Below are 19,723 nucleotides of genomic sequence, written 5' to 3'. Positions count from 1 at the left end.
GTTATTTACCTACTTTTGATTGGTTGCATTTAATGCCGTTAAACGAAGGGTGACCGCTTGTTTATGCGCGGTGAGTTGTTCAGCTTGCGCCATAAGTTCAACCGCATTACCAATTGCTTGCAAGCCTTCCGGCGTTAATTTTTGAACGGTCATGCGTTTTTGGAAGTCAGCTAATCCTAAACTTGAGTAGGTAGCAGTGTAACCATAAGTCGGTAATACATGGTTGGTGCCCGATGCATAATCGCCGGCTGATTCAGGCGACCAGTCACCTAGAAAAATCGATCCGGCACTGGTTATCTGCTCGACAAGCTCGTCGGCATTTTGGGTTTGAATAATTAAATGTTCAGGTCCATAACGGTTACTGATTTCAACACATTGCTGTAAATCTTTGGTGACAATAAGTCGGCTTTCTTGTAACGCTTTTTCGGCAATCGCCTGGCGTGATAATTGTGCCAGCTGTTTGTCGACTTCGATTGATACCGCTTGTGCGATTTTTTCATCCGGCGTCAGCAGTACCACTTGCGAATCGGGGCCATGTTCTGCTTGAGATAATAAATCAGCGGCAATAAATGCTGGGTTAGCTGAGCTATCAGCAATAACCAGAACTTCTGAAGGACCTGCCGGCATGTCGATTGCTGCTCCGTCAAGCCGCTGGCTAATTTGGCGTTTTGCTTCGGTAACGTAGGCATTGCCTGGCCCAAATATTTTGTCCACTTTCGGAACGGTTTCGGTACCAAATGCCATTGCTGCAATCGCTTGCGCGCCACCTAATTGATAGATTTCTGTCACACCACACAGCTCAGCCGCATAAAGAATTTCGTTAGCAATTGGTGGCGGTGAGCAGAGTATCACTTTGCGGCAACCAGCAATGCTTGCCGGGGTTGCCAGCATTAATACTGTTGAGAGTAGTGGGGCGGAGCCACCGGGAATGTAAAGCCCCACCGAGTCGATAGGTCTTGTGACTAATTGACAGGTGATGCCGGGCATCGTTTCAACCGTTATCGACGGTTTAACTTGTGCTTGGTGAAATTTTTTAATATTGCTCACCGCTAATTGCATCGCTTGTTTTAATGCCGGATCAACTTGAGCGGTTGCGGTTTTAATCTCATCTTGAGATAGCTTAAGATGATTGATTTCAACTTTATCAAACTGCTGACTTAACGCTTTTAAAGCGACATCGCCAGTTTGTTTTACCTGATCTAAAATGGAGCTAACCGCTTGACTAATGCTATCAGAAGCCGCCATAGCGGGGCGAGTTAATAGCTGCGCTTGTTGTTGCTCTGTACATTGTTGCCAGTAAGAGAGTTTCATAGTTGTTTTACTCCATCATTTTTTCAATTGGTAACACAAGGATTGAGCTTGCGCCTAATGCTTTTAACTTTTCCATGGTTTCCCAGAACAGCGATTCGGAGCTTACCATATGGAGGGCAACTCGATTTTGTTCACCGGTTAATGGCAATATTGTTGGATTTTCAGCACCCGGCAATAATGCAACCACCTCATCTAATACTTCGGTTGGGGCATGTAGCATAATATATTTAGATTCACGAGCTTGTATCACCCCTTGCATACGGGTCATTACTTTGTCGATTAATGCCTGTTTAGTCGCTGACATCTCGCCGTCACGTTGAATTAAGCATGCTTTGGATTTATAGATTATTTCGATCTCTTGTAGACCATTTGCTTCAAGCGTTGCACCACTTGAGACTAAATCACAAATCACATCCGCCAGTCCGGCACGAGGTGCGACTTCAACCGATCCATTAAGCAAACAGGTTTTGAAGGTAACATTATATTGAGCGAGGTAACGACGGAGTAGGTGAGGATAAGTGGTGGCGATTCGTAGGTTATTTAAACATTCAGGACCGGTATAGTTAAAATCTCTTGGCGCTGCAATCGATAGTCGGCATCCACCAAAATCTAACCGACGTAATTTTTTATATTTAGGATCTTCGCCTTCAGCTTGTCTATCAAGTACTTCTTCTTCAAGCACATTTTCTCCGACAATACCGATATCAACCACGCCGTCAATGACTAAACCGGGGATATCATCATCGCGAACACGCAAGATATCAATCGGCATATTTTCAGCAAAGGCAATCAAGCGTTGCTCTTGTAGATTAATCTTAATGCCACATTGTGCCAGTAACTTTTTCGATTCGTCACTTAAGCGCCCAGATTTTTGCATTGCTATACGTAAACGTGAATTATCCAACATATTATTCTCCAACTTATCCAAAAAAATTTTAAACCACAAACAAAAAACCCTCGGAAGTTTGATCTTCCGAGGGTTTTCTATTTGCTTTCGCGATATCACCGGAAGACCAAATGTCTTCCAGCACCAATCGCCCGAAGACTATTCAGGAATGATGGTGATGATGATGTTTAATAACTAAAACGCAAAAACAATTCATAAAATTAAAACCATTAATTTGATTTACTGTGTCAATTAGTGAACAAAATATAACAGAAATTATTTACTCGCAACTATTTTTTTTAATTTAATAAAAAATAGTTACCTACTATACTACCTTGTTCAGTAAAAGAGTATTGCGTTGGATAGCTAAACAGCGGATTTATAAATATCTGACAAATTGCCGTAATAGTCGTATAGTCAGCCTAAAGCGATTGGTAATGAGGTGATGTTGGGTGAATTTGATGCGGAAATGATGCATGATTATTCAAAGCACGGTAATCTTATTTGAGGTATGACTAGCTTATGGTCGATACTTGAATGAGATTGCGAAAACTGAGCAAACTCATTTAGATAGATTATTGAAATAAATATAACAAAACTGACTGAAAATTATTTAGATTATAACAACAGGATTTATAAAATGCGGAAGGTATATGTTTTGACCTAAAACATATACCTTCTAAGTAGCATTATCGATTGAATTTGAGGGTATCAATAAAATTGGATACCAGATTTTAATCTGCCAATTGCGGGTATTTATGTCTTAATACGCTATAACGCCCATTGCCTAAAAGTGCAAGGCTGAGGGCGGTAATAGTCATAAATGCCGGATATTCCCAGCCGCCGCCAGTATTGGAAAATTGCCAACCATTGCCATAATGGATAAAGGTAATAACCAACATTTCAATCACAGCGATAATAGCGATAACACGGGTAAAAATACCTAGCAGTAACAACGCACCGCCACCAATTTCAAACACGATTGCAATGTAGGCTGTAAAGCCAGGGAAGCCAAGAGATTCAAAATATTGTGAAGTGCCGGACGGGGTAAAAACCAGTAATTTTGTGAAACCATGAACCAAAAACATAACACCTAAAGCAATTCGTAAAAAAAGTGCTGCTAGATCAGTTTGATATTGTTTCATCTTTATTTTTCCTATATTTAAGTTAGCAAAATAACATCAATTGATAATGGTATAAAATGATACTAATGGCTATTACTCGGTCAAAATAGGATAATACGAAGTGATTGTTTCATAAATTATGACATCTTGTAAAGTTATACGTGAATTTAATCGCCAAAATCATTGTGATAAGTCATAGAAAATCATACCGATGCTAGATAAACTTAAACGGCAACCAAGCAAAAAAATTCAGCACGCATTATTTAAACACTCTCTCGTCAGTAATCATTAAATTTATTTGATCAATAAAATGAAGATTAATTGTTTTGGCAAACCGAGGATAATTAAAGGTGATAAGCGTTAGATTAGTAGGGGAGAGGTTGGAATAAATAACGGGCTACATTGCTGTAGCCGTTATTGCTTTCTTCATTATTGTTAGCGACGAATAAGTTTAAATTGTTCTGTAGTTTGCTTTAAAGCAACTTCTGTAGGTAGTCGTTCCATGGAACTAGCACCATAAAAGCCGTTACAGTCCGGACAGTTTTGTAAAATATACTGAGCATCTTCAGGGGTAGCAATTGGACCACCATGACAAAGGATAATAATATCCGGGCGAATCGCTTTAGCTGCTTTTGCCCATTGATTAATTAATGGTACACAATCAGCAAGCTTAAGTGCTGTTTCAGCACCAATACTACCACCGGTGGTTAATCCCATATGAGGTACTAAAATATCAGCGCCAGCTTTTGCCATATCAATGGCATTTTGCTCACTAAAGACATAAGGTGTCGTAAGGAGATCTTTTTCATGGGCTTTACGAATCATTTCAACTTCTAACGCATAACCCATGCCGGTTTCTTCTAAGTTAGCTCTAAAATTACCGTCGATAAGTCCAACGGTTGGGAAATTTTGCACACCGGCAAAACCTGTTTCTTTTAATTTATCTAAAAACTGATCAAACATACAAAATGGATCAGTACCATTAACACCAGCAAGCACTGGTGTGTTTTTTACTACGGGTAAAACTTCTTTTGCCATATCCATGACAATTTCGTTAGCATTACCATAAGCTAAAAGCCCTGCTAACGAACCACGTCCAGCCATACGATAACGACCGGAGTTATAAATAACGATGAGATCTATGCCACCTGCTTCTTCACATTTAGCTGATAATCCTGTACCTGCTCCACCACCAATAATAGGTTGACCTTTTGAAATCATGTCATGGAATTTTTTAAGCAATTGTGCACGTTTACTACTCATATATTCTCCAAATGTTATTTCATAATATTGGTAAATTCATTGATAACAAGATCACAAAACTCTGGTGAGTTGATGTGATAAGGCACTTTAATTAATTTTCTATTTTCGGTTTGATTAAAAACCTTCTCAAATTCATCAATAAATGCCTTATTTGCTTCCGGTGACCAAAAAGCACCACCTTGAATATCTAAAGCTGAAAATCCACCTTCAGGAATAATAAATGTTACTTTGCCTTGGCATTTGTTGAGTTTGGTTGCTATCCAATTCGCCATTTTCCGGTTTTCTTCCGGCGTTGTTCTCATCAAGGTTACTTGTGGGTTATGCGGATAAAATAAGCGATCTTGATATTTTTGCGGTATCGTATCCGGGCTTGAAAAATTGACCATATCAAGCGCACCGGTCGATCCAATATAAGGAACTTGGCTTCTTTCAATCGCACCAAAGCGATCTTCGTCACAAGCGAGTACGCCGTCGAATAAATGGTCGCATACTTCAGTTGTGGTGATATCAAGCACACCTTGCAGTAAATGGCTATCAGCCAATTTTTCCATTGCTTTACCGCCACTGCCGGTTGCATGAAAAACCAGACAGTCATAGTTGTCATGAAGTTTTGCTGTGACAGACTGTACGCAAGTGGTGGTAACCCCAAACATGGTCAAACCAATAGCCGGTTTATCCTCAACGGCTTCTTGAGATTTAAATAATACTGCGCCGGCAATAAAATTAGCGGCGTTTGTTAAAACTTTACGTGAAATAACATTTATGCCGGCAATATCGGTGACGGAGTACATCATGGCAATATCACTGGCGCCAATGTAACCGGAAATATCACCCGATGCCATGGTTGATACCATTAATTTTGGTACACCGACCGGTAATGATTGCATTGCTGGGGTAATTAATGCTGTTCCACCTGAACCACCCAGACCTAAAATTGCAGCAACATCCTTTTGCGCCATTAAAAATGATTTAAATGCACTTGCCATAGCTACAATGGCATTGCCTCTATCGGCATTAAAGATTGCTTCTTTTCCATTGGGATGAAAATTTGCGACGGTTTCGGATGAAATATCTGCGAAGTGATTGTATTGATGTGAAAGAGTTGAAATATCGACTAACTTACAAACGAGATTCTTTTGTACAAGTAAATTCTTTATAAAAACTGCCTCTTCACCTTTGGTGTCAAGGGTTGTTACCAAATAAATCGTGTCCTGTAATGCCATTTATTTCTCCTTGTTGGATATAAAGTCGAACTCAAAACATTAACCAAACGAATCCAGGTTAGTGGTACATTATATATAAAATGAGACTAAAGTCTCATTTTTTTTCAAAAAATATGCTTTAAAAATTTAAAAAAAATGCAGTATTATAGGCGCCACCTACATTAAACCTTCAAAAAAAATTCTTAGGCGAATATATCTTATGGCTTTGTTTCAACAATATACTGGAGCAAAAAAGCGAACTTTTCATCGTTTAATTAACACAGCATTGGAAGCACTAGAGGAGGGCGGTGAATTAACCATTACCGAACTTGCCGATAAATCAGGTATATCAAGAGCGACAGCTTACCGTTATTTTCCGACGCAAAGTGATTTGATTGCGGCGGTGGTTGAATGCTCATTAGGTCCTATCTTTTATTGGAAGTCGGATAAATCCGATTGTCAGGAAAGAGTCAATGATTTTCTGGCTTTTGCCTTTCCGCAGATGTTAAAACATGAAGGCGCTTTGCGTGCTGCTTTGAGAATATCTTTACAACAGTGGGCAAATCAACGGCGCAATGTTGAACCTCAAAAGAAAAAGTTTGTACGGGGTAATCGTAAAGAGATACTACCGGCTATATTGCAACCGTTAAAGTTTGAATTACCCGAAGAGTTATACCAAAAGGTCGTTTATGCTATTTCGGTAGTCTACGGTTCAGAAATCTTTATGGTATTAAAAGATATTTGGAACTTAAATAATCAACAACTGATATCTATTGCCCAATGGATGTCTAAAGCAATCATAAATCAAGCCCGACAAGATGCATTAAATAAGCAATAAACACCTTATTGCATACATTTTTTATCTACTTTAAATGACTTAACAAAACGATAACCGTTATTTTAGTCAATCATTAGTAAAGTTAAAATACAAAACAATTGATAGTCGATCGTTCATTAGCCATACAATTGCAAGCGAAGTTTTGCTGTTGTTAACTGCACTTTTTCGATAAGTGTGATCGTTTCATCGTGTTTACAAATTGAACGTCAAACAAAAAAAGCGTGCGGTGGCTAATGTTATATTTGAAATAATGATAATGCTGTAGAGGCATTATCTATTTTAGGCTTGATTGGTCGAATTAAGGTTAAGCGATCAGTAGAGTAATAACGCTATTTATTATTCTACTGACGTACTGTCTTAGCATGATTAATTCAGCCGTGGACTCAAATACGCCTGCATGAAAGTAGGCGTATTGCATTATTATGATCAAATTAATGGTAGGCGACAGGTTGTTCACTCAACTGATCGTGAACTAAAAGTAAGCATGTATCGCTCGACAGTACCGCTTGCTCAAGACGCTGTTTATCTTGATCATTGAGTTGGTTGATGCAAGCAACCACATAACTGCAAGTTTTGCTTTGCAGTGCTTTTTCGATAGTGGCAACTAAACTTTCGTCTTTTAAATTGCTTAAATGCACCACTTTTTGCTTATCAAGGCCGGCAGTATTAATCCATGACCGTTTTAACATTGGGCGATCAGATAACCATAATTGCCATTTTTTGGCTTTATTGAACGATCGTAATAACGGGCGTTGTTGTTGTAAAATTTGTTGAAAAGGAGATTCAAAATCTATCGCCGTTAATTGGGGCGTTGAATGTTCAATAAGCATAATAACCTCGATACTGTATTTGTATACAGTGTATATTAATACAGTATTTTAAGGTTGTAAACTCTCTTGATGTCGATTTTTTGAAATATTTTTGATTAAGTCATTAGCATGTTCGTAAAAATTGATAGGACAATATTCCTAAAAACGTCATCAAAACTGACCCAATCACATGAACGGCAATCATTGTCAGCCCTAAGGTATAACGGCCTTCTTGCAAAAAGTTAACAATTTCGGCAGAAAAAGTCGAAAAGGTGGATAAACCTCCACAAAAACCGGTTATGACCAATAATCGCCATTCGGCGGAAAGATTGGCGTGATTAAAAAAGGCAATGGCAAAGCCAATAATATAACCGGCGATCAGGTTTGACAGTAGCGTGCCTAAAGGTATCGCAAAGGCAATAAGATTAAATTTAAGCGATAAAAACCAACGCAACAAACCACCAGCGACCGATCCGACTGAAATGGCTAAAATAAGTTTTAGCATAATTAATTCCTAATCATTTAAGGCGTAATGATATTGGCAATAGCATTTAAATGGCAATCATTAACCAGCCTGATTTCAATAGATAATTGTAAAATGATGATCATAACAGTTGCATCATAAAATGAATATCTTTTAATCCAAGGTCGCCACGCTTTTCAATCGATTGAATTATTTTTGATTAAGAATTAACAAGTTAAATTGGTTATCGCAAATATCCGATGAATTAACAGGAAATCGACATGACATTAGGCTAGAATAACCGCCAAGAGTCAATATAAACAGGATATAAAAGATATGTTTACCGGTATTGTACAAGGCGTTGGACAAATTATTGATATTGTCGATCGTGATAAATTAAGAACTTATAAAGTCAAGTTACCTAAATCGTTAACCGCTAAGATTGAAATTGGCGCTTCAATTGCTAATGACGGTTGTTGTTTAACGGTAACCAAATTTGAAAATGATACGGTTTGGTTTGATATCATGCAAGAAACGCTCGCCTTAACCACGTTAGGCAGTAAACAGATTAATGATTACGTTAATATTGAACGTAGTGCCAAATTTGGTGATGAAGTGGGGGGGCATATAATGTCCGGGCATATCTCTTGCACTGCAACAATTGAACGGATTGAAAAAACACCGACCAACTGCACCATGCATTTAACCTTGCCAGAACAGTTTATGAAATATGTGTTATACAAAGGCTTTATCGGCATCGACGGAGCCAGTTTAACCATTGGCGAAGTGACGCAAAATGGGTTTGATATTCATCTTATTCCGGAAACTTTAGCAATAACAACGCTAGGCAATAAACAAGTTGATGATAAGGTCAATATCGAAATTGATTCGCAAACACAAGCCATAGTCGATACTGTTGAAAGAGTACTGGCAACCAAAAAATAGACAAATTTAAAAACTTAAAGCTAATGGCGCTTTGCGGGTAATACACTATTATGACCCGCCAATACTAGCGCAAAGCTTAACGGTTTTATCTATTTTGTTTGATGATAACAAACATCGACCGCGCTGTAATACTATGATTAACCGCTTTACGGCGGTTTTTTATTGGATCAAACAAAGCAAGTTTGCACACATTTCCCACCCATTTTAAACCCATTACATTATAGCCAACCTATGATGACGCATCTCATCATAAAGCTGCTCCCGCCTTCTGACTATGACATTTGCTTCCATATTAATGCGGAAAAAAATGTCATCGTCTTATTTATTCAACTCATTATACTTTTTACTAATCAGTCAGAAAAAATATTGCAACAACAGAGATAAAAGGGAGTGGGGGAATGGACAGGCAAATCGATTTACTTAAGCTACTTTTTAATGAATCGGCATTTAAACCCGCAATCTATTTTAGCGCCAAATTATTAATTTCAACCAAAACCATTTATGCAGATGTTGAAAAGCTAAATCAGCAGTTAGCAAAAGCCTTTAATACTGAAATTTTTATTGAAAAATCACCACGCAAAGGGCTTATTTTAGTCGGTAAAAAACAGCCAATTGAACCAATAATCTGTTACCTTGAGCAACACAATACCCATGGGTATTTTAATAAAAAAGCTCGCCGGTTAACGCCTGAGTATCGACGGTTGGATATTGTAAAACGTTGCTGTTTAAATCATGAAACCCTCTCGCTTGAGCAATTATCGAATGATTATATCGTCAGTAAAACTTCGTTACATAAAGATATCGAGTCTATTAATCGCTTACTAGAACAAGAAGGGGTAACCATTAAAGTGACCCACAAGCGCATTATTGTTCAAGGTAAAGAGAGCCAAATACAACGAGCTATCAAATATTTTCTCTCCGGCTATGTTAATAAACAAGACAGTATTTATATCAATCAGTTGATGATGTCACTATTTGGTGATAAGTCCTTTGAGCAAATCAGCCAGATACTACTTAACCATGATGAATCGTTAGTTCAACAAACATCAGAATACTATCTATCCTCTTTGCTTATTGCGATAACCATTTTATTAAAAAGGCTTAAATTAGGTTTTACCATTGATGAGCAAGAAGATTTCTTATTTAACCACATCCGCTATATGCAATCTTATTTGATTGCAGTTGATCTGACTAAACAGTTCGAAACGACTTTTGCCGTTAACTTTGCAACCAATGATATCAAATATCTAAGTAAACTCTTTTTTGCGCACCGTATTTTTGATGAATCACTCAAAGTTGATAACAGCTTTTATGAACAAACCGTTAGGCAAATTATCAAAAAAATTAGCGATATTGAGGGGGTTGATCTGAGCAAAGATAGCAAATTATTTCACTCATTGTTGTCTCACTTTCCACCCATGATCACCCGTATGCAAAGACAGATCAGAGTAAATAACCCATTGCTAAATGAGATAAAACAAGAGTACTCAACGCTATTTAGTGTGCTTTGGTATGCGTTATCGGACTTAGAGCGCAAATTTGATATTCGCCTTAATGATCATGAAATATCTTTTTTATTGATCCATTTTCAAATTGCCTTAGACAAAGCCGCTGACGCTAACAATATTGTGATTATCTGCCAATATGGTTGCGCTTCGTCTAATTTAGTGCTGAGCAAAGTGCGTAAATTGTTACCGTCAAAGGATAATATCGAAGTTTTTTCCGTGTCAAAATTAGCCTCGACCGATTTAACCAATGTCGATTTAATTATTACTACGCTCGATATTCATAATGTTAATAAACCGATAGTGAAAATATCATCACTATTAAATACTCATGATTATCAAAAGATAATGCAAGCTTATGCGGATTATGTGCTTAATCGCCCCAACAATTTTGCCGATCAGATAGGTCACTATCCCGCAATAGCAAAATTTATTATGCCGGATTTAATACAACTTCAAGTTGATATTCATGACAAAAGCGATTGCCTTAATCAATTAATCACCCTGCTTGAAGATAACGGCTATGTCACAGATCGTTATCGGCAATCAGTACTCCAGCGTGAACAGATTGGCGATACCTCTATTGAAAAGGGTATTGCTTTACCCCATGGCTCCCCGATGTTTGTTTGCCGTTCGAGCATCGCAATTATGACCTTAAGTAAACCAATTAAGTGGGGAATGATCGATATAAGCGTCATTATTATGGTCAGCCTTTGCGAGCAAAATATTAGTAATATCAATGATGTTTTTACTGAGATTTATCAGATTGTGTCAAATAAAGCGGCGATATCGAGGCTAAAAAATATCACGCATTTTAAACAACTAAAACAATTTTTGGATAATCAAAGAGGAATGAAAGATGTACTTTGATAAACAGTTATGCCTATTTGATATTGAGGCAACAAATCAGCAAGAGATCTTAACTACCATGGCACAAATGTTATACGTGCACGGCATGGTAAAACAGGATTTTTTAGCCGGAATTTTACAAAGAGAGCAACAATACCCTACCGGATTATTGGTTAACTCAACTGGTTTTGCTCTGCCGCATACCGATTCATCAAAAGTTAATCAATCGCAAATCTGTTTTGCATCATTAAAACACCCGATTATGTTTTCAGCCATGACAAATGAGCAGGAGAAAGTTGCCGTCAAATTTATTTTTATGCTGGCAATGAAACAACCCCATGAACAAGTTGAAAACTTACAGAACTTAATCGCTTTATTCCAAAATGAACAACAAATAGCCCGCTTAACAACATGTCATTGCGTTAACGAATTTATCGCTATTTTAGATCAAGCAGGCGTGAACTAATGCGCCTTTACTTTTATTCAAGGAGGTACAAATGGAGAGTGTAACTAGCATTTTTCAATGGTTAATTAATCTTGGTGGGGTAGTTTTTTTACCTATCATTATTTTTGTCATTGGTCTTTTTTTTCGGGTCAGTTTTTCCAAAGCGTTAATGTCGGGCATCACAGTCGGTATTGGTATTGTTGGATTAGGCTTAGTGATTTCATTATTGTCAGATACCTTAGGGGTCGCCATTCAAAAAATGGGTGAACAATATGGCACATCATTAAGCATAATGGATATTGGCTGTGGTGTTGGCGGACCATTGGCGTTTTCAACCACACTGGGATTATTACTTATACCGGCCTCACTTGTGATCAATTTCTTATTTATATCCTTAGGCTGGACACGGACATTAAATGTTGATATCTGGAACTTCTGGTTTGCTATTTTCTTAGGGTTGGTTGCTTATGCGGTCACAGGTGAATATTGGATCGGTATAATCGGCGCTGTTACTGCGGTGATGTTGCAATGGTTGTTAGCTGATTTACTGCAAAAAGCGATTAGCTCGTTTTTTGGTTATCCCGGCATTGCAATCACCCATTTAATGGCATTATCCGGCGCAATTGTCGCCATTCCACTCAATTGGTTATTTGACCGCATCCCCGGATTAAATCAGCTCAATGCCGATTCAGAAACATTAACCAAAAAATTTGGTATTTTTGGTGATACGGTTGTAATTGGATTAATCATCGGCTTAGTCGTCGGTATATTGGCAGGCTATGATGTCCCTAAAATTGGTCAATTAGGGATCTCAACGGCAGCCATTATGAAAATCATGCCCAAAATGGTTGCCATGTTTATGGAAGGCTTACTACCGGTTGCCGATGCCGCTCGTGAATTTACCCGAAAAAAACTCAATGGAAAACAGGTTAACATCGGTATGGACGCCGCATTAACAGTCGGTCATCCTGCCGTTATGGCAACCGCTTTAATTATGGTGCCGGTCTCATTACTGCTGGCATTAATTTTACCGGGCAACAAAGTATTACCCTTTGGTGATTTAGCTTTTTACGCTTTTGGCATTTGCCTAATGGTCCCTTTTTTCAAAGGCAATATTGTCCGATCAATTTTGGGCGGAACAATCTATTTAGTGATATGCCTGTATATGTCAACTTGGTTAGCGCCGATTATTACCGACGTTTTTCATTTAGCTAATTACGATGTGGGTATGGCTGGCACCGTTAGCGTTATCTTATGTGGATTATGGCCAGTTACCTTATTTGTACTGTTACTAAATTATTTGGGTTATTTAGGATTAATAGGCTTAGCGCTTGTGATCTTATGTCTACTTATCTATATCAACAAAATCAAAAAAATTGAAATGTATTAAAAGGAAAACAAACGATGAAAAAACTATTAATAATGTGCGGAGCAGGGCATGCCACATCAACGATAGCAGTCAGTAAGGTAAACAAGTGGTTGGCGGATAAAAACCGCTTAAATGATGTCACTATTTATCAATCCAAAATTGCCGATGAACTTAACAAAATTGACGCTTATGATGTCGTTGTCAGCACAACCATTGTTCCTGAGTCGATAAAAGATAAAGTGCTAAATGGGTTACCTCTATTAACTGGTGTCGGGCTAGATGAGTTTTTTGCAGAGTTAAGCAAACGTTTAGCGGTTTAGCACCATTTATCAGATTAATTCCCTCGTTAATATTACTCTGTTTTGGTTAATTCAACTTGCGGCATATAACGCAGAGTGATTAAAAACGGGGGAGGAGAGAGCAGAGCGTCAAAAATGAAAATCTATCATCATACTTTAACGATCAGTACTGTAGTTGGTCGGCACTCTTATCATGATATTAGTAATGCACTCGATCAGTTTATGCAACACGCTAATATCCAAAACGGGCAATTAACCATTGCCACAACGCACACCACTTGTTCTTTATTTTTTGAAGAGTCAATGCATGACACCAACTTTTATGGGGACGATCTTTTACATGTGGACATCAATAATATTTTAGAAAAAATAGTGCCCAAAATGACCAGTGAAAACCAGTATAACAGCCCGGGACCAAAACATATTGCCTTTGGTTTAAGTTTAAATGACCCCCATTATCCTGCTGAAAAATGGGTAATGCTAAATACCGATGCCCATATAAAATCCTCATTATTTGGTAGCTGTTCACTGGTTATTATCGTCAAAAATGGCAAGCCGTTACTTGGCTCACTTGGACGAGTTTACTTCGTCGATTGGGATACGTTGCGAGCAAGGCAACGTACAGTAAATTTTATGCTTATGGGGCTTTGAATAAGGAGTCATTATGTTGTTGTCACCCTCATTATTTAATTCCGATCTCTATCTGATTAAAGACACCTTATCCACCTTACAAAGCTGTGGGATAAGTGATGTGCATATAGATATTATGGATAATCACTATGTGCCAAACTTAGGTTTTAATAGCGAATTTATAGCAAGTTTAAAAAAACATACTCACTTTAAGGTCGATTGTCATTTGATGATTGAAAAACCGGAACTATCGATTATGGATTTTATTGCCGTTAAACCTGATATTTTGACCTTTCATTTTGAATCAACTGTTCACCACGCTTTTGTAATCGACAAAATTATCAGTTATGGGATTAAAGTTGGCATTGCGATCAATCCGTCAACACCGGTCGCCGCACTAAAACTGTTATTGCCGATTGTTGATCGTGTATTAGTGATGAGCGTTAATCCGGGACAAAAGGGAGAGCGTTTTTTACCCTTCACGCTGGCGAAAATGGCTCAATTGCAATCGGAAAAGATTAAGCATAATTACCATTACGATATTCAAGTCGACGGTAATATTACCGATGCAAATTTATCAGATTGTTTACAAGCCGGTGCGACAAACATTGTATCCGGTGGCTTTATTTTCAAAAACAATGATATCCAAAACAATATTGCTAAGTTAACCGCAATCATGGCACAAGGATAAAATATGCAAATTAAAACCATACTTAACAATATATTAGATGAAATTACTGCACAGATTGATCATATTGAGCAAAATCAGTTAAATCAATTTTGTGATGCTATTATTGCTGCCAATCACATTTTTTTAGCCGGAACGGGGCGATCGGGTCTAATAATTAGTGCTTTTGCCAATCGCTTAATGCATTTAGGATTGTCAGTAAGTGTGATTAACGAAATCAGTAAGCCCAAAGCCAATGGGGATGATGTGCTGATACTGGGTTCCCATTCCGGTGAAACCGCAAGTTTAATTGCTTATGCCAAACAGGCGCAAAAGCTGGGAGTGAAAGTCATTATTCTAACCGGCAATGCCGACTCAACATTGGCGAAGCTGGCCGATAGCTGTGTGACTGTCAAGATTGAATTATCCCATTTTACCCAACCCATGGGCAGTACTTTTGAACAACTAGCATTACTGATTTATGATAGCGTGATTTATCGATTAATGGGGCTGTTACATCAATCGCCTGAACTGATGAAGTCAAGGCATGCCAATATTGAATAATGTCAAATAATAAAAACATATCAAATAGTGTATTAGTCAGTATTTGATATGTTTTATACTTAAACATATACATTTTCTGAAAGTTTTTGACAAGAAATATTGGTGTTTATGCAAGGTAAGGGGATAGATTCTTAATCGGTTTACCATATTAAAAAAGCTTTATAATCAAACACATACATTTTCTGAAAGTTCTTGACGAGAAAATATTGGTGTTTATGCAAGGTATTTGAATAGATTCTTAATCGGTTTACCATATTAAAAAAGCTTTATACTCAAACATATACATTTTCTGAAAGTTTTTGACAAGAAATATTGGTGTTTATACAAGGTACTGGGATAGATTCTTAATAGGTCTACTATATAAAAAGCTTTATACTTAAGCATATACATTTTCTGAAAGTTTTTGACAAGAAGCTATGAGTGTTTATGTCTGGTACTGAAATAGATTCTTAATCGGTCTGCTATATAAAAAAGCTTTATACTTAAACATATACATTTTCTGAAAGTTTTTGACAAGAAGCTATGAGTGTTTATGTCTGGTACTGAAATAGATTCTTAATCGGTTTACTATATAAAAAAGCTTTATACTTAAACATATACATTTTCTGAAACTTCTTGTCAAAAAACGGTTACATTTTATCTTTTAATAACCGGGCTATTTGGGCAATATCATCCGGCGTTGTTTGACAGCAGCCACCGATCAATTTGGCACCCAATTCTATCCAGCGGGGTAATTGATTGCTAAAAGTGCAATTATGGCTATGGTTTGCATGCCATTGTTTAGTTGTTGGATCATACTGTTCACCCGAATTAGGGTAGATAATTAATGGTTTTTGAGTCAGTGTGCTTAATACTTCAAGGGCAGGGGTGACTTTTTCCAGCGCAATACAGTTAATACCAATACTGACAATTTGATCACAACCATTTAAAAATTCGATAACCTCAGTTAATGGGGTGCCGTCACTGAGATGATGTTCATCTTTTAACGTTAAAGAAAACCAACAGCTAATCGACGGAAAATTAGTGATAAGTTTGGCTAAGGCTTTAATTTCAGCAAATGAAGGCAGTGTTTCACATGCCAACATATCAACCTGCGCTTCAATTAAGGCGGTTATTCGCTCAATATGAAAATCAATAAAAGCCGCTTCGCTAAGTTGATAATCGCCAGTATATTCGGAACCATTTGCCAAATAGGCACCATAAGGGCCGACAGAGCCGGCGATAATGAGTGGTTTATTGAGCCCCGTTTCATTTAAATAGCGTTGTTTTGCTTGTTTAGCAAGCTCAACGCTTTTTTTAATTAAGGCAATGGATGTTGTTAAATCAATACCTTTTAGTGCAAAGCCTTGCGGTGAAGCTTGATAGCTGGCTGTAATGGCACAATCGGCGCCGGCTTTAAAGTAATCATAATGGACTTGGCTGATAAGTTCCGGTTGTTCAATGAGCACTTTGGCTGACCAAAGGCTATCATTAAGATCGCATCCTCGGCGTTGTAGCTCACTTGCTAAAGCGCCGTCGATGATAATATATTTTTTCTGTTTTAATAGTTGGTCAATTAGGTTATTACATTTCATTTTTAACTGCTCGTTTTTGATAGACTTGAGTAAAATGGTGCGCAATAAAGCAGAAAATGACAAAAGGAATACCACAATATAACGCGATGCGCTGATTCGGATCGAACGCTAATCCGACACAAGCAACTAAACAAAGTATAAAGCCCAAAATGGGAACGAATGGATAAAATGGTGCTTTATATTTTAACGATTTAACTTGAGCATCAGTGAGTTGCTTCCTAAAAAAGTAATGAGAAGCGCAGATACTCAGCCAAACAGCAACTACCGCAAATCCAGAGATCGCCGTTAGCGCAACAAATACCGTGTCGGGCGCAATCACACTGGAAAAGAGTGCTAATAATCCCCCTAACATACTGACTATAATTGCCATAGTTGGAATACCGTTGCCAGTGAGTCGGCTAAAACACTTAGGTAAAGTCCCTTGATTTGACAGAGACCATAACATTCGACCAGAGGCATAAAGTCCCGAATTAGCGGCGGATAAAATAGCGGTGATAATAACAAAGTTATAGATATCTGCGGCATAAGGTAAACCAATATTTTCAAATACCTCAACAAAAGGGCTTTTTATTACTCCTGCTTGATTCATCGGGAGTAAAGCAGCCAGCACAAAAATGGTGCCAACAAAGAAAATTATCAGTCGTAAAATCGTTGTTTTTATCGCTAATGGAATCGTTTTTTCCGGATGATGTGTCTCACCGGCGGCAATGCCAATAAGTTCTGTTCCAGAAAAAGCAAAGTTAACGGTGACCATTGTCATAATAATTGGGGTGATACCGTTAGGGAACCAACCATTTTCAGTAATATGATGTAAAAATGGGGCTGGCATGTTGTTCTTCATTGGAATAAAACCAAAGATTGCAGCGCTACCTGCGATAATAAAAACAATAATGGTGATAACTTTAATGATTGAAAACCAAAATTCACTTTCGGCAAAAAATTGTGAGCTAATAATATTTAACGTAAATATAACGATACAAAAAATTAAGCACCAGATCCATACCGAAACCTGCGGGAACCAATATTGCATACATAAGCCGGCAGCAGTCAGACTCGAGCCTAGCGCAACTGTCCAAGTGAGCCAATAAAGCCAAGCAACCGTATATCCCGTAGCGGGACTGATAAAGCGTGAAGCGTAAGTATGAAAAGCACCCGTTTCAGGCATGGCAACGGCAAGTTCACCTAAACATAACATGACTAAATAGACCACTAAAGCGCCAATTAAATAAGCAATAATTGCCCCTATTGCGCCGGCAGTGGCAATGATATAACCCGTATTAAAAAAGAGTCCTGTACCAATGACCCCACCTAGTGACAGCATTATCAGATGCCTTGTCTTCATGGTCCGTTTAAATTGATTTTGATCTAACGACGAAGGTTGAGTATTCATAGGGATGTTTCAATGTTGATAAATTAAAAATAATATTCCACTAGCTAAGCTAGTGGAATTGACGAGTGAATAAATTGAGGTACGGCGTTTAATGGAGTCATTGATTCGTTAATGCTTCTAATTCTTCTTTAGTAAATGTTTTACCATTCAACTTATACTCTTGATCTTTTATAATTGATATATTACTTGAAATACCATTGTCATCAACTTTAAACATAGGATTATCAGCGAAAGCCATTTTAGCCATAGTTGCTACCTGCATTCGGTTCATATCAACTTTATTTTGTGATATTTTCTCATCATTAGGCGATTCTATTTGTGTTTTCACTAATGCTATTACACTGAAAGGGATTTCAAGTTGTCCTTTAACTGTATCCCAATTTAGTATGTTATTAATATCTAGATCTTCTTCATCCACTTCATCAGCTGCTTTAAATAAGCCACTTATTTTTGCAACACCTGCTTCATTGTGCAAACTAATCTCATTGACAGTAATTTCTGAACCAATGGCAGTAGAATAACGATTTCTATCAAATTCTTTAGATAGATTTTTAACACTGAAGTCAAAAGTAAGATCACCTAAGTTTTGTTTTCCATATGTTGAAGAACCTACTTTCAATAACAATGAGCCATTGACTCTTTCCTTATCATCAATTTGTGTTTTTTGCTTGAATTGTAAATCACTGATAGAAAAGTTTGCGATTTGTCCCATCGTTAATGGACGCGGATCGACTTCAATTTTATCAATACTTGCTGTTATATCTTGTTGCATTTCAAGAAAGTTTAACGTACCTTTTTGAGTTATATTATGGATTTTCAGTAAAGGGATGCTATTAAATGCAGTGAGTTTTACGTCATCAACTTTAAATTCATATAGAAAATCTTGATGGTTTTCTCCTTGCTGTAGAGATAAATTCCAACCGTCGATTTTAATGTTATTTTTACCATTACTGTCACTAATGGTGACATCCAGGTCATCTAACTTTGTATTGACTTGCAAATCAGATAAATCAGAATTGCCTTTTACCGTTATTTCACCGCTACTAAATGCCACTGAGTTTCCACTAGGGATTGCTGGAATGACATCAGAAGATAGATTGATTGCGCTAGAGACCAATTGTAATGTAAAAAATTCGCCATAAGTAATACCCAAATGACCTTTGTAAAAAGGCTTATTACCAGCAATCTTCCAAACTTCTGGCGATGTTTGTTCAGTAGGTTCAAATTCTACCCAAGCCATTTGAGGTAAAAAAGTACCTTTGCTTAACGCAGCAACAGGGAAAGGTCCATGATGAATCGTGATATTATCATCATATAATTTAACGCTACGGCCATCATCTAATGACGTTAGCATTACATTCATATGCATCTTAGTTGAAAAGAGGCCTTTTTCCGGTTGATTATGGGTGATAACGACATTGAACATTTCTTGAGAGTTGTTGAAATTTTTAGTGATTTCAGCAATGTAGTTGTCGAAGTTATTTTCAATTACATTTCCTGTATACCATGATGTGCCGACATATCCAATGCCTAATACTGCAATAATACCAATAGCTAGTGTACTTTTTTTCATGTCAAATCTCTTTCATT

Annotated in this window: 19 protein-coding genes and 1 other annotated feature; of the genes, 9 read left to right on the top strand and 10 right to left on the bottom strand. The window is 37.5% G+C overall.

Features of this window, described 5'->3' with window-relative positions; genetic code table 11:
• Positions 1–9: 9 nt before the first annotated feature.
• The 5 genes from hisD to J3U74_RS10795 form a co-directional block, all read right to left on the bottom strand.
• Positions 10–1,311: a histidinol dehydrogenase gene (gene hisD, locus J3U74_RS10815; protein ID WP_267329387.1), complete on the bottom strand. Its 1,302-nt coding sequence runs from the start codon at positions 1,309–1,311 to the stop codon at positions 10–12.
• 7 nt (positions 1,312–1,318) lie between these two features.
• The gene (hisG, locus tag J3U74_RS10810) at positions 1,319–2,218 is read right to left on the bottom strand and encodes an ATP phosphoribosyltransferase (protein ID WP_267329386.1); all 900 of its coding nucleotides are present in this window, start codon (positions 2,216–2,218) and stop codon (positions 1,319–1,321) included.
• 38 nt (positions 2,219–2,256) lie between these two features.
• Positions 2,257–2,382 (bottom strand) — a sequence feature (His leader region).
• A gap of 549 nt (positions 2,383–2,931) precedes the next feature.
• Entirely contained in the window at positions 2,932–3,342 is a 411-nt protein-coding gene (locus J3U74_RS10805; RefSeq protein WP_267329385.1) for a DoxX family protein, read from the bottom strand.
• Between the two features lie 414 nt (positions 3,343–3,756).
• Positions 3,757–4,584 carry a phosphoenolpyruvate hydrolase family protein gene (locus J3U74_RS10800; protein WP_220219507.1) on the bottom strand — a complete coding sequence of 276 codons (828 nt, stop codon included), beginning with the start codon at positions 4,582–4,584 and terminating at the stop codon, positions 3,757–3,759.
• A 14-nt stretch (positions 4,585–4,598) separates the two neighbouring features.
• Complete coding sequence (locus J3U74_RS10795) at positions 4,599–5,807, bottom strand: Tm-1-like ATP-binding domain-containing protein (protein ID WP_220219508.1); 1,209 nt, start codon at positions 5,805–5,807, stop codon at positions 4,599–4,601.
• A gap of 199 nt (positions 5,808–6,006) precedes the next feature.
• Here J3U74_RS10795 and J3U74_RS10790 point away from each other — a divergent pair, with 199 nt between their 5' ends.
• Positions 6,007–6,624 carry a TetR/AcrR family transcriptional regulator gene (locus J3U74_RS10790; RefSeq protein WP_267329384.1) on the top strand — a complete coding sequence of 206 codons (618 nt, stop codon included), beginning with the start codon at positions 6,007–6,009 and terminating at the stop codon, positions 6,622–6,624.
• 431 nt (positions 6,625–7,055) lie between these two features.
• Here the strand turns inward: J3U74_RS10790 and J3U74_RS10785 are convergent, their stop codons facing one another.
• Entirely contained in the window at positions 7,056–7,454 is a 399-nt protein-coding gene (locus tag J3U74_RS10785) for a cell division inhibitor SulA (protein WP_220219510.1), read from the bottom strand.
• Between the two features lie 103 nt (positions 7,455–7,557).
• Complete coding sequence (gene crcB, locus J3U74_RS10780; RefSeq protein WP_220219511.1) at positions 7,558–7,938, bottom strand: fluoride efflux transporter CrcB; 381 nt, start codon at positions 7,936–7,938, stop codon at positions 7,558–7,560.
• 294 nt (positions 7,939–8,232) lie between these two features.
• Between crcB and J3U74_RS10775 the strand changes: the two genes are divergently transcribed.
• The 8 genes from J3U74_RS10775 to hxlB all read left to right on the top strand — a co-directional run bounded on the left by J3U74_RS10775 (position 8,233) and on the right by hxlB (position 15,169).
• Positions 8,233–8,841 (top strand): riboflavin synthase subunit alpha, encoded by a 609-nt coding sequence (locus tag J3U74_RS10775; RefSeq protein WP_220219512.1) that lies wholly within the window; start codon positions 8,233–8,235, stop codon positions 8,839–8,841.
• Between the two features lie 398 nt (positions 8,842–9,239).
• Positions 9,240–11,216, top strand: a complete 1,977-nt coding sequence (locus tag J3U74_RS10770; RefSeq protein WP_267329383.1) for a BglG family transcription antiterminator — start codon at positions 9,240–9,242, stop codon at positions 11,214–11,216.
• Entirely contained in the window at positions 11,206–11,661 is a 456-nt protein-coding gene (locus J3U74_RS10765; protein ID WP_220219514.1) for a PTS sugar transporter subunit IIA, read from the top strand. The genes J3U74_RS10770 and J3U74_RS10765 overlap by 11 nt, the downstream gene beginning before the upstream one ends.
• A 31-nt stretch (positions 11,662–11,692) precedes the next feature.
• Positions 11,693–13,030 (top strand): PTS galactitol transporter subunit IIC, encoded by a 1,338-nt coding sequence (locus J3U74_RS10760; RefSeq protein WP_267329382.1) that lies wholly within the window; start codon positions 11,693–11,695, stop codon positions 13,028–13,030.
• A 14-nt stretch (positions 13,031–13,044) separates the two neighbouring features.
• A complete protein-coding gene (locus tag J3U74_RS10755; RefSeq protein WP_267329381.1) occupies positions 13,045–13,329 on the top strand; it encodes a PTS sugar transporter subunit IIB in 285 nt (94 codons plus the stop codon).
• 114 nt (positions 13,330–13,443) lie between these two features.
• Positions 13,444–13,959 (top strand): YjbQ family protein, encoded by a 516-nt coding sequence (locus J3U74_RS10750; RefSeq protein WP_267329380.1) that lies wholly within the window; start codon positions 13,444–13,446, stop codon positions 13,957–13,959.
• A 13-nt stretch (positions 13,960–13,972) separates the two neighbouring features.
• Positions 13,973–14,629 (top strand): ribulose-phosphate 3-epimerase, encoded by a 657-nt coding sequence (locus tag J3U74_RS10745; RefSeq protein ID WP_267329379.1) that lies wholly within the window; start codon positions 13,973–13,975, stop codon positions 14,627–14,629.
• A gap of 3 nt (positions 14,630–14,632) precedes the next feature.
• Positions 14,633–15,169 (top strand): 6-phospho-3-hexuloisomerase, encoded by a 537-nt coding sequence (gene hxlB, locus J3U74_RS10740; protein ID WP_267329378.1) that lies wholly within the window; start codon positions 14,633–14,635, stop codon positions 15,167–15,169.
• 629 nt (positions 15,170–15,798) lie between these two features.
• Here the strand turns inward: hxlB and mmuM are convergent.
• From mmuM to J3U74_RS10725, 3 genes are all read right to left on the bottom strand, one after another.
• Positions 15,799–16,743 carry a homocysteine S-methyltransferase gene (gene mmuM / locus J3U74_RS10735; protein WP_267329377.1) on the bottom strand — a complete coding sequence of 315 codons (945 nt, stop codon included), beginning with the start codon at positions 16,741–16,743 and terminating at the stop codon, positions 15,799–15,801.
• Entirely contained in the window at positions 16,733–18,133 is a 1,401-nt protein-coding gene (gene mmuP / locus J3U74_RS10730; RefSeq protein WP_220219521.1) for an S-methylmethionine permease, read from the bottom strand. Before mmuP ends, mmuM begins: the two co-directional genes overlap by 11 nt.
• Before the next feature lie 97 nt (positions 18,134–18,230).
• Positions 18,231–19,706: a YdgA family protein gene (locus J3U74_RS10725; protein WP_267329376.1), complete on the bottom strand. Its 1,476-nt coding sequence runs from the start codon at positions 19,704–19,706 to the stop codon at positions 18,231–18,233.
• Positions 19,707–19,723 lie beyond the last annotated feature (17 nt).

Source organism: Gilliamella sp. B3892 (genome assembly GCF_026536305.1).
GTDB lineage: Bacteria > Pseudomonadota > Gammaproteobacteria > Enterobacterales > Orbaceae > Gilliamella.
Note: the sequence above shows the minus strand (reverse complement) of the source record. Positions and strands in the feature narration are given on the sequence as shown.

What these genes read in the sequence shown, in the direction of transcription:
- hisD (WP_267329387.1), bottom strand. Translation starts at nt 1,311, where the DNA reads ATGAAACTCTCTTACTGGCAACAATGTACAGAGCAACAACAAGCGCAG.
- hisG (WP_267329386.1), bottom strand. Translation starts at nt 2,218, where the DNA reads ATGTTGGATAATTCACGTTTACGTATAGCAATGCAAAAATCTGGGCGC.
- J3U74_RS10805 (WP_267329385.1), bottom strand. Translation starts at nt 3,342, where the DNA reads ATGAAACAATATCAAACTGATCTAGCAGCACTTTTTTTACGAATTGCT.
- J3U74_RS10800 (WP_220219507.1), bottom strand. Translation starts at nt 4,584, where the DNA reads ATGAGTAGTAAACGTGCACAATTGCTTAAAAAATTCCATGACATGATT.
- J3U74_RS10795 (WP_220219508.1), bottom strand. Translation starts at nt 5,807, where the DNA reads ATGGCATTACAGGACACGATTTATTTGGTAACAACCCTTGACACCAAA.
- J3U74_RS10790 (WP_267329384.1), top strand. Translation starts at nt 6,007, where the DNA reads ATGGCTTTGTTTCAACAATATACTGGAGCAAAAAAGCGAACTTTTCAT.
- J3U74_RS10785 (WP_220219510.1), bottom strand. Translation starts at nt 7,454, where the DNA reads ATGCTTATTGAACATTCAACGCCCCAATTAACGGCGATAGATTTTGAA.
- crcB (WP_220219511.1), bottom strand. Translation starts at nt 7,938, where the DNA reads ATGCTAAAACTTATTTTAGCCATTTCAGTCGGATCGGTCGCTGGTGGT.
- J3U74_RS10775 (WP_220219512.1), top strand. Translation starts at nt 8,233, where the DNA reads ATGTTTACCGGTATTGTACAAGGCGTTGGACAAATTATTGATATTGTC.
- J3U74_RS10770 (WP_267329383.1), top strand. Translation starts at nt 9,240, where the DNA reads ATGGACAGGCAAATCGATTTACTTAAGCTACTTTTTAATGAATCGGCA.
- J3U74_RS10765 (WP_220219514.1), top strand. Translation starts at nt 11,206, where the DNA reads ATGTACTTTGATAAACAGTTATGCCTATTTGATATTGAGGCAACAAAT.
- J3U74_RS10760 (WP_267329382.1), top strand. Translation starts at nt 11,693, where the DNA reads ATGGAGAGTGTAACTAGCATTTTTCAATGGTTAATTAATCTTGGTGGG.
- J3U74_RS10755 (WP_267329381.1), top strand. Translation starts at nt 13,045, where the DNA reads ATGAAAAAACTATTAATAATGTGCGGAGCAGGGCATGCCACATCAACG.
- J3U74_RS10750 (WP_267329380.1), top strand. Translation starts at nt 13,444, where the DNA reads ATGAAAATCTATCATCATACTTTAACGATCAGTACTGTAGTTGGTCGG.
- J3U74_RS10745 (WP_267329379.1), top strand. Translation starts at nt 13,973, where the DNA reads ATGTTGTTGTCACCCTCATTATTTAATTCCGATCTCTATCTGATTAAA.
- hxlB (WP_267329378.1), top strand. Translation starts at nt 14,633, where the DNA reads ATGCAAATTAAAACCATACTTAACAATATATTAGATGAAATTACTGCA.
- mmuM (WP_267329377.1), bottom strand. Translation starts at nt 16,743, where the DNA reads ATGAAATGTAATAACCTAATTGACCAACTATTAAAACAGAAAAAATAT.
- mmuP (WP_220219521.1), bottom strand. Translation starts at nt 18,133, where the DNA reads ATGAATACTCAACCTTCGTCGTTAGATCAAAATCAATTTAAACGGACC.
- J3U74_RS10725 (WP_267329376.1), bottom strand. Translation starts at nt 19,706, where the DNA reads ATGAAAAAAAGTACACTAGCTATTGGTATTATTGCAGTATTAGGCATT.